General features: G+C 70.7%; 12 protein-coding genes and 1 tRNA gene. 5 read left to right on the forward strand and 8 right to left on the reverse strand.

Going from position 1 to position 12,499, the window contains the following annotated elements; all coding sequences use genetic code 11:
• Window positions 1-8: 8 nt before the first annotated feature.
• The gene (locus KFLA_RS30585; RefSeq protein ID WP_012923717.1) at window positions 9-746 is read right to left on the reverse strand and encodes an IclR family transcriptional regulator; all 738 of its coding nucleotides are present in this window, start codon (window positions 744-746) and stop codon (window positions 9-11) included.
• The gene (locus tag KFLA_RS30590) at window positions 743-1,756 is read right to left on the reverse strand and encodes a sugar kinase (protein ID WP_012923718.1); all 1,014 of its coding nucleotides are present in this window, start codon (window positions 1,754-1,756) and stop codon (window positions 743-745) included. Before KFLA_RS30590 ends, KFLA_RS30585 begins: the two co-directional genes overlap by 4 nt.
• 84 nt (window positions 1,757-1,840) lie before the next feature.
• On the opposite strand from KFLA_RS30590, the gene KFLA_RS30595 reads away from it, so the two are divergent.
• Genes KFLA_RS30595 through KFLA_RS30605 form a run of 3 tightly spaced genes read left to right on the forward strand, consistent with a single transcriptional unit; the run spans window position 1,841 to window position 5,417 of the window.
• Window positions 1,841-3,184 carry a type III PLP-dependent enzyme domain-containing protein gene (locus KFLA_RS30595; RefSeq protein ID WP_012923719.1) on the forward strand — a complete coding sequence of 448 codons (1,344 nt, stop codon included), beginning with the start codon at window positions 1,841-1,843 and terminating at the stop codon, window positions 3,182-3,184.
• On the forward strand, window positions 3,184-4,776 hold the full coding sequence (locus KFLA_RS30600; RefSeq protein ID WP_012923720.1) for an N-acyl-D-amino-acid deacylase family protein: 1,593 nt from the start codon (window positions 3,184-3,186) through the stop codon (window positions 4,774-4,776). The genes KFLA_RS30595 and KFLA_RS30600 overlap by 1 nt, the downstream gene beginning before the upstream one ends.
• An 11-nt stretch (window positions 4,777-4,787) precedes the next feature.
• Window positions 4,788-5,417, forward strand: coding sequence for a bifunctional 4-hydroxy-2-oxoglutarate aldolase/2-dehydro-3-deoxy-phosphogluconate aldolase (locus tag KFLA_RS30605; RefSeq protein ID WP_012923721.1), 630 nt, complete (start codon window positions 4,788-4,790; stop codon window positions 5,415-5,417).
• Here KFLA_RS30605 and srmL read toward each other — a convergent pair.
• A complete protein-coding gene (gene srmL / locus KFLA_RS30610; RefSeq protein WP_012923722.1) occupies window positions 5,414-6,532 on the reverse strand; it encodes a PheS-related mystery ligase SrmL in 1,119 nt (372 codons plus the stop codon). The two genes, KFLA_RS30605 and srmL, sit on opposite strands and share 4 nt — an antisense overlap.
• A gap of 214 nt (window positions 6,533-6,746) precedes the next feature.
• Here srmL and KFLA_RS30615 point away from each other — a divergent pair, with 214 nt between their 5' ends.
• On the forward strand, window positions 6,747-7,787 hold the full coding sequence (locus KFLA_RS30615) for an alpha-hydroxy acid oxidase (RefSeq protein ID WP_012923723.1): 1,041 nt from the start codon (window positions 6,747-6,749) through the stop codon (window positions 7,785-7,787).
• A gap of 127 nt (window positions 7,788-7,914) precedes the next feature.
• Here KFLA_RS30615 and rplA read toward each other — a convergent pair whose 3' ends face one another.
• The 5 genes from rplA to KFLA_RS30640 all read right to left on the reverse strand — a co-directional run bounded on the left by rplA (window position 7,915) and on the right by KFLA_RS30640 (window position 10,843).
• A complete protein-coding gene (gene rplA, locus KFLA_RS30620; RefSeq protein WP_012923724.1) occupies window positions 7,915-8,637 on the reverse strand; it encodes a 50S ribosomal protein L1 in 723 nt (240 codons plus the stop codon).
• A 115-nt stretch (window positions 8,638-8,752) separates the two neighbouring features.
• Window positions 8,753-9,184: a 50S ribosomal protein L11 gene (gene rplK / locus KFLA_RS30625; RefSeq protein WP_012923725.1), complete on the reverse strand. Its 432-nt coding sequence runs from the start codon at window positions 9,182-9,184 to the stop codon at window positions 8,753-8,755.
• Between the two features lie 9 nt (window positions 9,185-9,193).
• The gene (nusG, locus tag KFLA_RS30630; RefSeq protein WP_049797651.1) at window positions 9,194-10,096 is read right to left on the reverse strand and encodes a transcription termination/antitermination protein NusG; all 903 of its coding nucleotides are present in this window, start codon (window positions 10,094-10,096) and stop codon (window positions 9,194-9,196) included.
• Window positions 10,097-10,472: 376 nt separating this feature from the next.
• Window positions 10,473-10,715 carry a preprotein translocase subunit SecE gene (secE, locus tag KFLA_RS30635; protein ID WP_012923727.1) on the reverse strand — a complete coding sequence of 81 codons (243 nt, stop codon included), beginning with the start codon at window positions 10,713-10,715 and terminating at the stop codon, window positions 10,473-10,475.
• 55 nt (window positions 10,716-10,770) lie between these two features.
• Window positions 10,771-10,843, reverse strand: a tRNA-Trp gene (locus tag KFLA_RS30640).
• Between the two features lie 359 nt (window positions 10,844-11,202).
• On the opposite strand from KFLA_RS30640, the gene KFLA_RS30645 reads away from it, so the two are divergent.
• Entirely contained in the window at window positions 11,203-12,396 is a 1,194-nt protein-coding gene (locus KFLA_RS30645) for a pyridoxal phosphate-dependent aminotransferase (protein ID WP_012923728.1), read from the forward strand.
• Window positions 12,397-12,499: the final 103 nt, after the last annotated feature.

Here is a 12,499-nt window from a genome sequence, read left to right on the forward strand (position 1 = left end):
CCTCTCGGTCAGTGGTCGTAGTCGGCGCCGATGGCGGCGGTGGTAGCCAGCAGTTCCGGCAGCAGCTCCAGGACCTGCTCGTAGTTCAGCAGCACGTCCGGCACCGAGATCGAGACGGCGCCGACCACCCGGCCGGAGCGCTCGGTGATCGGCGCGCCGATGCAGTTGATGAACGACTCGTGCTCGGCCCGGTCCTGCGCCCAGCCCTGGGCCCGGACCTTGTCCAGCTCGTCGCGCAGCTCGTCCGGCCCGGGGATCGTGTTCGGCGTGAACCGGTGGTACTCGATCGACGCCAGCAACGCCTCCCGCTGCCGCTTCGGCTGCGCGGCCAGCAGCACCTTGCCGACCGCCGTACAGTGCAGGGCCGCCGGGACGCCGACCTGCGAGTACATCCGCACCGACTGCACGCTGTCGAGCTTGTCGATGTAGATGACCTGCCCGTTCTCGTACGCCGCCAGGTGCACGGTCTGCCCGGTCCGCTGGTTCAGCTGCCGCAGATGCGGGGCCGCCACGCCCCGTACGACGTGCTGCTCGCGCGCCGCGTCGGCCAGGGAGAACAGCCGCGAGCCCAGCCGGTAGCGGTGCGACTCGTCGCGCCGGACGAACCGCTCGGCCTCCATCGTGCGCAGCAGCCGCAGCACTGTCGTCTTGTGCACGTCGAGCTCGGTCGCGAGCTGGTCCAGCGACCGATCGCCCTCCCCCAGGCTCACCAGAATCTGCAGGGCTCTGCCCAAGCTCTGACTCACGCCGGGCCTCCCACCGCGACGCCGTCGGGGCCCACTCTCGTCCCGGCCCACTGCTCATCCGTGCAGCTCAGCAAGACCTGCCGGACGGCACCGGGCGGCGGCTCAGCATGGTCCTCCGGCACGGCGAGCACAGTGGCCGCGCTCAAGTGTCCCGACCGCAACCGCTGCTCCATCGGCAGCCCCTGCAGCGTCGCGGCGAGGTACCCGGCCGCAAAAGCGTCCCCCGCGCCGACGGGCTCGACGACGTCCACCGTCAGCGCCGGCACCTCCGTACGCCGGCCGTCGGGCTCCAGCGCGAGTGCCACGTGCGCATCCGACTTGAGCACGATCGTCGCCCGCGGGCCCAGCAACTCCCGCAGTTGCGCCGGGTCGCTCGTCCCGGCGAACAGCATCGCTTCGTCAGCTCCGACCAGTACGACGTCCGCCGCGCGCAGCAAGCGCCACAGCGGCGCCGGGTCCTGGTCACGCCACAACGCGGGTCGCCAGTTGAGGTCGACGCTCAACGAGAAGCCCAGCGTGTCCCGGCGCAGCGCCAACTGGTCCAGCATCTCCGCAGCCGTGGCGGAGATCGCCGCGGTGATCCCGGTGGTGTGCACGAGCTCAGCACCGGCCAGCCGGTCCCGCACAGCCGGGCGGTCGAGGAAGGAGACGTCCATGGCGGCAGCAGCCGAGCCGGTGCGGTAGTAGTGCATCCGCGTCCGTCCGCCGGCCGTGTGCTTCACGTAGAGGCCGGTCGGCCGCAGCGGATCCTGCTCGACGCCGCCGACGTCGACGCCGCGTCGCTCCAGGTCACGCAGGACGTGGCGGCCGAAGCCGTCCGCGCCGACCCGGGACAGCCAGCCGGTCGGGATGCCGAGGCCGGCCACTCCGCCCGCGACGTTGCACTCGGCACCGCCGACGGACCGCCGGAACGTCTCGACGTCCTCGAGCGGCGCACCGGTGCCGGCGGCGAGCATGATCATCGCCTCACCGACGCAGACCACACGACAGGTGGCGTGCAGCTGCGGCATCGTGAGTCCCCTCGCAGTGCGTTGACGGACGATCTGGCGCGATGCTACAACCGACAAGTCAGAATGCGCAACGAGAGTTGCAGTATGCGCAATTTCCAGCTCAGGGAGCTCGGCATGCCCGTCCCGTACGACGCCGCCACGGTCGCGGCACTCGCCGACCGGCAGGTCACCTGGCAGGACAAGGCCCTGCCGCCTGCGTGGTGGGGCCGCACCGTCCGCGAGATCGTGGCGGAGCGCCCTCGGCTGTCCGAGCTGCCGACTCCCCTGCTCACGCTGTCAGCCGCCGGGATGCGGCACAACCTCGACGCGATGGCCCGGTGGTGCCGTGACCACGGCGTCGACCTCGCTCCGCACGGCAAGACGACGATGGCGCCGACGCTGTGGGCAGCTCAGCTCGACGCCGGCGCGTGGGCGATCACGCTCGCCAACACCTTCCAGCTCGGCGTCGCCCGGGCGTTCGGCGTCCGCCGGGTGATGGTGGCGAACTCGGTCATCTCCCCGCTGCAGCTGCGCTGGATCGCGGACCAGTTGGCCGCCGACGAGACCTTCGAGGTCATGGTCTGGGCCGACTCGGTGCGGACCGTCGAGCAGCTCGAGGCCGCCCGCGCGCCGTACGTCGACCCCGGAGCCCGGCCCCTCGACGTCCTGGTGGAGATCGGCGGTGCGAACGGCCGGACCGGCGCCCGGGACGCGGACACCGCGCTGGCCGTCGCGGACGCGATCGGCCGGTCGTCGACGCTGCGGCTCGCGGGCGTCGCGGGGTACGAGGGCGCGATCGCGCACGGCGCCGACGAGGCGGGGCTGGAACACGTTCGGGCGTACCTGCGCGAGCTGGCCGGCGTCCACACCCGGCTGCAGAAGGACGGCCGGTACGACGACGGCCTGGTCCCGGTGGTCAGCGCGGGCGGCAGTGCGTACTTCGAGCAGGTGGCGGAGGTCCTTGCCCCGCTCGGCCGGTCCGGGGCGCGGGTGGTCCTGCGGTCCGGCGCGTACATCACCCACGACGACGGCTACTACCGGCAGGTCTCCCCGCTGGGTTCGGCGCCGCGGACGGACGGCGAGCGGCTCGTCACCGCCATGCACGGCTGGGTCCGGATCACCTCGCAACCCGAGCCGGGCCTGGCGATCTTCGACGCGGGCAAGCGCGACCTGCCGTACGACGAGGGCCTGCCGGAACCGCAGCTGCTGCGTCCCCGGCGCGAGGGTGAGTCGCCGGTCCCGCTGACCGGGATGACGGTGAGCAAGCTGAACGACCAGCACGGGTTCCTGCGGTTCGACGGCGACGCGCCGGTGGTCGTCGGCGACGAGCTGCGGGTCGGGCTGTCGCACCCGTGCACGGCCTTCGACAAGTGGGGGCTGATTCCGGTGATCGACGACCCCGACGGCGCTGATCCGGTCGTGGTCGACCTGGTCCGGACCTTCTTCTGATGGTCGATCTGCTGATCACCGGCGGCACCGTGCTCGACGGCACGGGCGCTGCCGGCTACGTCGCCGACGTGGCGGTCGACGCCGGCCATATCGTTGCCATCGGCGACCACCTGCCCGCCGCCGCGCGCACGATCGACGCGGACGGGCTGGTGCTGGCGCCCGGGTTCATCGACATGCACGCGCACTCCGACCTGCAGATCCTGGCGAACCCCGAGCACACGGCGAAGGTCAGCCAGGGCGTCACGCTGGAGGTGCTCGGCCAGGACGGTCTCTCGTTCGCGCCGGTCGACACGCCGACCCGGGCCGCGATCCGCCGCCAGATCGCCGGCTGGAACGGCGAACCGGACGACTTCGACTTCTCCTGGTCCGACGTCGCCGGGTACCTGGACCGGCTCGACCAGGGCATCGCCTGCAACGCGGCGTACCTGGTGCCGCAGGGCACGCTGCGGATGATGGTCGTCGGCACCGAGAACCGCCCGGCCACCGACACCGAGCTGTCCGAGATGAAGCGGCTGCTCGCCGAGGGCCTGGAGCAGGGGGCGGTGGGGATGAGCAGCGGCCTCACGTACACCCCGGGCATGTTCGCCACCACCGAGGAACTCGTCGAGCTGTGCACGGTCGTCGCCCGGTACGGCGGCTACTACAGCCCGCACCAGCGCTCGTACGGCAAGGGCGCGCTGGACGCGTACGGCGAGATGGTGGAGGTCGCGCGCCGGTCCGGGTGCGCGCTGCACCTCACCCACGCGACGATGAACTTCGAGCCGAACCGCGGCCGCGGCGGTGACCTGCTCGCGATGATCGACCAAGCCTTGGCCGACGGTGTCGACCTCACCACCGACACCTACCCGTACTTGCCGGGGGCAACCACGCTCGCCGCGATCCTGCCGAGCTGGACGGCCGAGGGCGGGCCGGACGCGCTGCTGGCCCGGCTGCGGGACCCGGCCGACCGGGAACAAATCACCTACGAGCTCGAACAGGTCGGCACCGACGGCTGCCACGGCTGCGTCACCGACTGGCGCACGATCGAGATCGGTGGCGTCAAGAACCCTGCCCTGGAAGGGGCTGTCGGCAACACCGTGGCCCAGATCGCCGCCGACCTCGGCAAGCCGCCGGCCTGGGTGTTCTTCGACCTGCTGCTCCGCGACGACCTGGCCAGCACGATCCTGCAGCACGTCGGCCACGAGGAGAACGTGCGCGCGATCATGCAGCACCCCACCCACACCGGCGGTTCGGACGGCATCCTGGTCGGCAGCAAGCCGCACCCGCGCGGGTGGGGCACGTTCCCCCGGTACCTCGCGCACTACGTCCGGGAACTGGGCGTGCTGGAGCTGGCCGACTGCGTGCACCACCTGACCGGTCGCCCCGCGCGCCGGCTCCGGCTGACCGACCGCGGCCTGGTCCGCACCGGGTACCACGCCGACCTGGTCCTGTTCGACGCCGCCACCGTGCGGGACGCCGCCACCTTCGCGAACCCCCGGCAGCAGGCCGAAGGCATCCCGTGGGTCCTGGTCGGCGGCGTGCCGGTGATCGAGAACGGTGACCGTACCGACGCCCTGCCGGGACGCGCCGTCCGGCGTACCCCCACCCAGTGAGAGGACCCCGCATGAACACCTTGGACCTGCTGCGCGCCGACCGGGTGCTGAGCGTCGTCCGGGCGCCGGAGATCGGCGACGCGCGCGACCTGTGCGCGGCTCTCGTGGCCGGCGGCATTCACGTGATCGAGCTGACGTTCACCACCCCGGACCTGCCGCGGCACCTGGAACGGGCCGCGTCCGGTGACACCGGGGCCGTGGTCGGCGCCGGGACCGTGCAGACCGCCGACCAAGCCCGGACCGCGGTCGCGGCCGGGGCTCAGTTCCTGGTCACGCCCGGCCAGGGACCGGAGGCGGCCGAGGTGGTGGGCGCGGCGCACGGCGCCGGCGTACCGATCGTGCTCGGCGCGCTGACGCCGTCGGAGGTGATGACGGCGGTCGCGCTCGGAGCGGACGCGGTGAAGATCTTCCCGGCGCACCAGTTCGGGCCGAAGTACTTCAAGGACCTGGGCGGGCCGTTCCCCGGCGTACCGCTGATTCCCTCCGGCGGGGTGAACGCCGGCAACGCCCGTGCCTTTCTCGACGCGGGCGCGCTCGCGGTCAGCGCCGGCACCGACGTCGTCTCCCCCGCCGACGTCGCGGCCGGCCGCTGGTCCGGCATCACCGCCAAGGCCCAGGCGTTCTGCGCGGCCCTGGACTAGGTGATCAGTTCCAGGACCGGGCCTTCGTGCACGGCCTTGTAGACCTTGTCCCGCAGCTGGTTCGCCTCCGGATCGGTCAGCGTTCGATCGACCGACCGGAGGACCAGCCTGATCAGCACGTTGCGCTGCCCCGGACTCAGCTGGAGGCGGTCCCGGGCCGCCTCCGGCAGTTCGTCGTACGCCGTTTCGCCGCGCACTTCGACGGACTCGGCCACCTCCTCGTCCGGCCCGAGCGCTTGCCGGACCCGGTCGCCCAGCAGCTCGGGAGACAGATCGGTGTCCGGCCCGACGACGACCGACAGGTCACGGCGTACGGCGGGCATCGCGGAAACCTCCTTGTAGGGCAGCAGATCCAGCATCTGACCGGCCACCCGCGGATCGGTGGACCGGAGCAGGCGGATGTCGCGGATGCCCTTGCGCAGCATCAGCAGCCGGTCGAGGCCGGGGCCCATCGCGAGCCCGGTCCAGCGCTCGTCGAGGCCCGCTCGGCGCAGGACGTGCGGCGCCGCCACACCGCACTCGCCGATCTCGATCCAGTCGTCGCCGAGCCGGACGTCGATCTGCCGGCCGTGGGTCGTGTACGGGTGGACGGCGGGCACCGTCCGGTACGTCTGACCCGGTAGCACCGTTTCGACCAGGTGCGCGATCATCGCCTCCAGTTCGGGCTCGCCGAGGGTGATGTCGCGGCTGATCCGCCAGAGGTCGAGCTGGTGCGGGGTGCCGGTGTGCTGCCAGTCGACCGAGTCGCGGCGGTAGCAGATCCCCGCGCAGACCATCAGGACGTCGGTCGAGCCGGAGGCCGCCAGCTCGCGCAGCGCCGGCGGGATCATCGCGGACGTGTGGCTGCGCAGCACCTCACCGGCCGAGGCGTAGCGGGTGTAGCGCGCGTCCCGGGTGACCGCGTCGGCGGCGTACCCGAGGTTGTCGTAGTTGTCGGCGAGCGGCACGACCGGGTGGTCGCGCCGGGTCCAGATCTCCGTGTACGGCCAGGCCTGGCCGAGCGTCGTACGGAGCGAGTCGACGATCAGCTGCAGGGCGTGCGGGCCCTGGGCCGGATCGGTGAGGTCGCGCAGGGACAGCGCGGCGTGCAGTTCCGGGGTGCTGAGAACAGCCATCGGGAATCTCCTGAGATGAGCAGGTGCGGGGAGCCAGAACACCCCGACCGGTCGTGGTCACCTCAGGGAGAGAACGCGGCAGCGATCCACCCCGTCGGCACCACTGTGCCGGCCGGGGCGCGGAAATCGCTGCCCGTGCTGCTGCATGCGACCTACTGTACCCGGCGCGCGCAGCGCCGTCCGGAGATTTCCCCAGGGTGCGAGGATCGGCCTCATGCGATGGATCGACGGGTTGGAAGCGACCGCGGCGGAGAGACTGCCCGCGGCGGTGCACCGGTACTTCCGGCAGGGGTCGGCGGGCGGCATCAGCGCGGGCGAGGCGGTCACCGCCTGGTCGTCGTACCGGTTCCGGCCGCGGGTGCTGACCGACGTGTCGACGGTCGGTACCAGTACGACGGTGCTCGGCACGCCCGTCGACGGGCCGGTGCTGGTCGCCCCGACCACCTTGCAGCGCCTGGCCGATCCCGGCGGTGAGGCGGCGATGGCCGCCGGCGTCGCGACGGCCCGGTCGCTGCTCGGCGTGTCCAGCAACGCCGGTACGACGTACGCCGAGATCGGCGCGACCGGGGCGCCGTGGTGGCTGCAGATCTACCTGACCCGCAACCGCGACATCACCGTGCGCATGCTCGACGCGGCGGTCGCCGCCGGCGCGCGCGCCGTCGTTCTGACCGCCGACACCCCGGTCGTCGGACGCAAGGAAGACGACGGGCCGACGGTCTGGCAAGCCGTCGGCCCTGGCGACCTGCGGGCGAACCTCGACGCGGAGCTGTACTCCGACGAGGATCTGGCGAAGGCCGACGACCTGACCCCGGACGTGATCGGCTGGCTCGGCGAACGCACCGGGCTTCCCGTGGTGGTCAAGGGCGTGCTGCGCGGCGACGACGCCCAGCGCTGCGTCGCGGCGGGCGCGGCCGGCCTGATCGTGTCGAACCACGGCGGCCGGCAGCTCGACGGCGCGATCGCCAGCGCGCACGCGCTGCCCGAGGTCGTCGAGGCGGTCGCCGGCACCGGCACCGAGGTCTACGTCGACGGCGGTATCCGCCGCGGCGAGCACGTGCTGGCCGCGCTGGCCCTCGGCGCCCGCGCCGTCTTCGTCGGCCGCCCGGCCCTGTGGGCGCTGACCGCCGACAGCTCCGCCGGCGTCACCCGCCTGCTCACCGACCTGTACGCCGAACTCGCGCACGCCCTCACCCTTGTCGGCGTCCCCCACCCCGACGACCTCACCCCCGACCTCGTGGTCCCGTCCCCTCTTTGAGCACCCACCAGTCACCAACCGCCGCGGAGAACGGCTGGACGGTGCTCAAGGTCGCACACCGGGCAACGCAAAAGGCCCCGGTCTGCCGACCGGGGCCTTTCGGTGCTGCGTGAACCGGAGCCGAGGCTCAGGCGTCGCTGCCGTCCTCGAGCAGGTTGCGGGTGATGTTGGGGTCCACCTGGACGCCCGGACCCATCGTGGTCGAGAAGACGGCCTTCCTGATGTAGCGGCCCTTCGAGCTGGAGGGCTTCAGCCGGAGAATCTCCTCCAGGGCGGCGCCGTAGTTCTCCACCAGCTGCGCCTCGTCGAACGACGCCTTGCCGATGATGAAGTGCAGGTTCGCGTGCCGGTCGACCCGGAACTCGATCTTGCCGCCCTTGATGTCGGTGACGGCCTTGGTGACGTCCGGGGTGACGGTGCCGGTCTTCGGGTTCGGCATCAGACCACGCGGGCCGAGCACGCGACCCAGCCGGCCGACCTTGCCCATCATGTCCGGGGTCGCGACGACGGCGTCGAAGTCGAGCCAGCCGTCGGTCACCTTCTTGATCATGTCGTCGTCGCCGACGTAGTCGGCGCCGGCGGCCTTGGCGGCCTCGGCCTTCTCACCGGTGGCGAAGACGAGGACCCGTGCCGTCTTGCCGGTGCCGTGCGGAAGGTTGACGGTGCCGCGCACCATCTGGTCGGCCTTGCGGGGGTCGACCCCGAGCCGCATCGCGACGTCGACCGTCGAGTTGAACTTCTTGCTGCCGGCCGCCTCTTTGGCGAGCTTGATCGCCTCGAGCGGGGTGTACAGCTTGTCGAAGTCGATCTTCTCCGCGATGGAGCGGTAGGCCTTGCTGCGCTGTGCCATTGCTTTTCTCCTGTGTGCGGACGATGGCTCATCGTCCGTTGTGGTTATGGCGGACAGCTCGCGCTGCCCTTCCACAACTGCCTGAGTTCTGAGTACTACGCGTGCGCCGGACGGCTCACTTGTCGACGGTGACGCCCATCGAACGGGCGGTGCCCTCGATGATCTTCATCGCGGCGTCGATGTCGCGGGCGTTCAGGTCCGGCATCTTGGTGGTGGCGATCTCGCGGACCTGGTCCTTGGTGATCTTGCCGACCTTGTCCTTGTGCGGGACCGGCGAGCCCTTCTGCAGACCGGCGGCCTTCTTGATCATCTCCGGCGCCGGCGGCGTCTTGGTGACGAAGGTGAAGGACCGGTCTTCGTAGATGGTGATCTCGACCGGGACGACGTTGCCACGCATGGACTCTGTCTGCGCGTTGTACGCCTTGCAGAACTCCATGATGTTGACGCCGTGCGGACCGAGCGCGGTACCGACCGGCGGGGCCGGCGTCGCGGCACCTGCGTTGAGCTGCACCTTGACCAGGGCAGCGATCTTCTTCTTGGGAGGCATTTCGGGTCCTTAGACTTTCTGGATCTGGCTGAAGCTGAGTTCCACCGGGGTCTCCCGGCCGAAGATCTCGACCAGCGCCTTGATCCGCTGGGCGTCGGCGTTGATCTCCGTGATCGTGGCGTGCAGGGTCGCGAACGGCCCGTCGACGACCATGACCGAGTCGCCCACACCGAAGTCGGCGACCTCGACCTTCTTCTTGGCCGCGGTCTTGGTGGGTGCGGCACCGGTCTCGGCTGCCGCCGCCTCGGCCGCCGCCACGACGGCCGGAGCGAGCATCTTCTCGACCTCTTCGAGGCTGAGCGGTACTGGCTTCTGGCTGTTGCCGACGAAGCCGGTCACCGACGGCGTGTGCCGCACGGTCGACCAGGACTCGTCGGTCAGGTCCATCCGGACCAGCACGTAGCCGGGGAGCACGGTGCGCTTCACCATCCGGCGCTGCCCGTTCTTGATCTCGGCGACCTCTTCGGTCGGCACGACGATCTCGAAGATGTAGTCCTCCATGTTCAGGGAGTTGATCCGGTTCTCCAGGTTGCCCTTGACCCGGTTCTCCATCCCTGAGTACGTGTGCACCACGTACCAGTCGCCGATCTGCGAGCGCAGCGTGCTGCGCAGCTCCTCCAGCGGGTCGCCCGGCTCCTCCGGCTCGGCCTCTGGCTCGGCCTCGTCGGTGGTGTCGTCGTCGGTCGCGGCGGAGGCGGTCGCGGCGGAGGCGGCGGCGGTCGCCGCGAAGGCGTCCATGTCCGCGTCGTCGGCCTCGTCCTCGTCGTCGTCCTCGTCGTCCGGCGCGTCCACGTCCGCGGCGGCGACGGTCTCGTCCTCGTCGGCCTGCTCGTCGGCCTGCTCGTCGGCGGACTCCGGGGCGTCGGCGGCGAGCTCGTCGGTGGTGTCCTCGACGTCGGTGGTGGTGACCACCTCGTCGTCCTCGGCGGCGTTGGCCGCCGCGACGATCACGACCGGCTCGTCGTCGGAGTCGTCCGCGTCCTCGGCACCGTCCTCGGCCTCGTCGTCGGCGGAGTACTCCGCCTCGGCGGCGACGTCCACGAACGGGTCGTCGTCGTCGGCGACGAACAGGTCGTCGTCGTCCTCGGTGCTGTCGTCGAGGTCGAGGTCCAGGTCGAGCTCGACGTCGTCGTCGGCGTCAGCGGACAAGTCGAAGTCGTCCTCGAAGTCGAGGACCTCGTCGTCACGCTCGGACACGTTGTACTCCGTCATCTGTGCATCGGGTGTTGTCAACAGCGGTCAGGTCGTCGACCCGGGACCGCGGCCGTGGATCGCCTCGGCGGCGGCGTCAGCCGAAGATCTTGAACATCGCCCAGCCGAAGGCCAGGTCGAGCACCGACACGAACGCGATGACGAACACCACGAAGGTCAGCACGACCACGAAGTAGGTGGACAGCTGCTTGCGGGTCGGCCAGACGACCTTGCGGAGCTCGGCCACCACCTGGCGGTAGAAGCGCAGCAGGCGGTTGCCCGACCTGCTCTCCGCAGGCTTGCCGGCGCCGGACGGTGCCGGGGTGCGCGTCTCCGTCACGACCTACCTCTTTCGCTAGCGGCGGCCTGACCGGCCCTGCGCCGGTCAGGAGTTGCAGGGCACGAGGGACTTGAACCCCCAACCTTCGGTTTTGGAGACCGATGCTCTGCCAGTTGAGCTAGTGCCCTCTGCAATCTCTCCCGGACGCCGCTGACCTGATCTCGGGCATGCCGGATCAGGGCCATCTACGCCCGGACTAGAAGAGTGTACGGGGTGGAAGCCACCTGGTCGAACTGAGGCCTGCCCCGCCACGACCCCCACCGGGCGCCGTACCGCGAGCAGAACCATACAGCCTTCACCGGGTACGAACGCCACACACCCCCCGATCGTTCCCGTCACACCCCGGCACCGTGAACACGAAGCCGGCATCCTGAACAGCGCGGAACCTGTCGTCGGAGACCGCAAGTTGTTCATGGTCCGGGAGCACGCGGTGTCAGCAACCGATACCGAGATGTCACCCGCGCGGTGGTGGTGCCAGGATGGGGGCATGGCTTCCCGCATCTCTGCACGGATTGGTGCAATCTCCGAATCGGCCACGCTCGCGGTCGACGCGAAGGCGAAGGCGCTGAAGGCGGCCGGGCGCCCGGTGATCGGCTTCGGCGCCGGTGAACCGGACTTCCCGACGCCCGACTACATCGTGGAGGCGGCCGTCGCGGCCGCCCGCGATCCGAAGAACCACCGCTACAGCCCGGCCGGTGGTCTGCCCGAGCTCAAGCAGGCGATCGTCGAGAAGACCAAGCGGGACTCCGGCTACGAGATCGAGGCGGCCCAGGTCCTGGTGACCAACGGCGGCAAGCACGCGGTCTACAACACGTTCGCGACGCTGCTCGACCCGGGCGACGAGGTGCTGCTGCCGGCGCCGTACTGGACGACGTACCCGGAGACCATCCAGCTGGCCGGCGGTGTCCCGGTCGAGGTGCTCGCCGACGAGAGCCAGAACTACCTGGTCACGGTCGAGCAACTGGAGGCGGCCCGGACCGAGAAGACCAAGGCCCTGCTGTTCTGCTCGCCGTCGAACCCGACCGGCGCGGTGGACAGCCCGGAGGCGATCGAGGCGATCGGCCGCTGGGCGCTGGAGCACGGCATCTGGGTGATCACCGACGAGATCTACGAGCACCTCACCTACGGCGGCACGAAGTTCACCTCGCTGCCGGTGGCCGTGCCCGAGATCGCCGACCAGACCGTCGTGCTGAACGGCGTCGCCAAGACCTACGCGATGACCGGTTGGCGGGTGGGCTGGATGATCGGCCCCAAGGACGTCATCAAGGCCGCGACCAACCTGCAGTCGCACCAGACCTCGAACGTGAACAACGTCGCCCAGCGCGCCGCGATCGCCGCCCTGGCCGGCGACCTGAGCGCGGTCGACGAGATGAAGGTCGCGTTCGACCGGCGCCGCAAGCTGATGGTGCAGATGCTGAACGACATCCCCGGCGTCGAGTGCCCGGAACCGACCGGCGCGTTCTACGCGTACCCGTCGGTCAAGGGCGTGCTCGGCAAGGAGATCAACGGCCGGACGCCGACCACCTCGGCCGAGCTGGCCGAGATCATCCTGGACGAGGCCGAGGTGGCCGTCGTACCGGGTGAGGCGTTCGGCGCCCCCGGCTACCTGCGGCTGTCGTACGCCCTCGGTGACGACGACCTGACCGAAGGCGTCTCCCGGATCGCCAAGCTGCTCGGCTGATCCCCTCCTGCTCCGTCGAGACGAACGGCTCACCGGTCCTCCGGTGAGCCGTTCGCCGTCGGTGGGCTGTTCGTTGCCGGGACGGTTGGTGGTCGGTGGCGGA

The organism is Kribbella flavida DSM 17836, from assembly GCF_000024345.1.
Taxonomy (GTDB): domain Bacteria; phylum Actinomycetota; class Actinomycetes; order Propionibacteriales; family Kribbellaceae; genus Kribbella; species Kribbella flavida.

What these genes read in the sequence shown, in the direction of transcription:
- KFLA_RS30645 (WP_012923728.1), top strand. Translation starts at nt 11,203, where the DNA reads ATGGCTTCCCGCATCTCTGCACGGATTGGTGCAATCTCCGAATCGGCC.
- rplA (WP_012923724.1), bottom strand. Translation starts at nt 8,637, where the DNA reads ATGGCACAGCGCAGCAAGGCCTACCGCTCCATCGCGGAGAAGATCGAC.
- KFLA_RS30615 (WP_012923723.1), top strand. Translation starts at nt 6,747, where the DNA reads ATGCGATGGATCGACGGGTTGGAAGCGACCGCGGCGGAGAGACTGCCC.
- rplK (WP_012923725.1), bottom strand. Translation starts at nt 9,184, where the DNA reads ATGCCTCCCAAGAAGAAGATCGCTGCCCTGGTCAAGGTGCAGCTCAAC.
- KFLA_RS30600 (WP_012923720.1), top strand. Translation starts at nt 3,184, where the DNA reads ATGGTCGATCTGCTGATCACCGGCGGCACCGTGCTCGACGGCACGGGC.
- srmL (WP_012923722.1), bottom strand. Translation starts at nt 6,532, where the DNA reads ATGGCTGTTCTCAGCACCCCGGAACTGCACGCCGCGCTGTCCCTGCGC.
- KFLA_RS30595 (WP_012923719.1), top strand. Translation starts at nt 1,841, where the DNA reads ATGCGCAATTTCCAGCTCAGGGAGCTCGGCATGCCCGTCCCGTACGAC.
- KFLA_RS30590 (WP_012923718.1), bottom strand. Translation starts at nt 1,756, where the DNA reads ATGCCGCAGCTGCACGCCACCTGTCGTGTGGTCTGCGTCGGTGAGGCG.
- KFLA_RS30605 (WP_012923721.1), top strand. Translation starts at nt 4,788, where the DNA reads ATGAACACCTTGGACCTGCTGCGCGCCGACCGGGTGCTGAGCGTCGTC.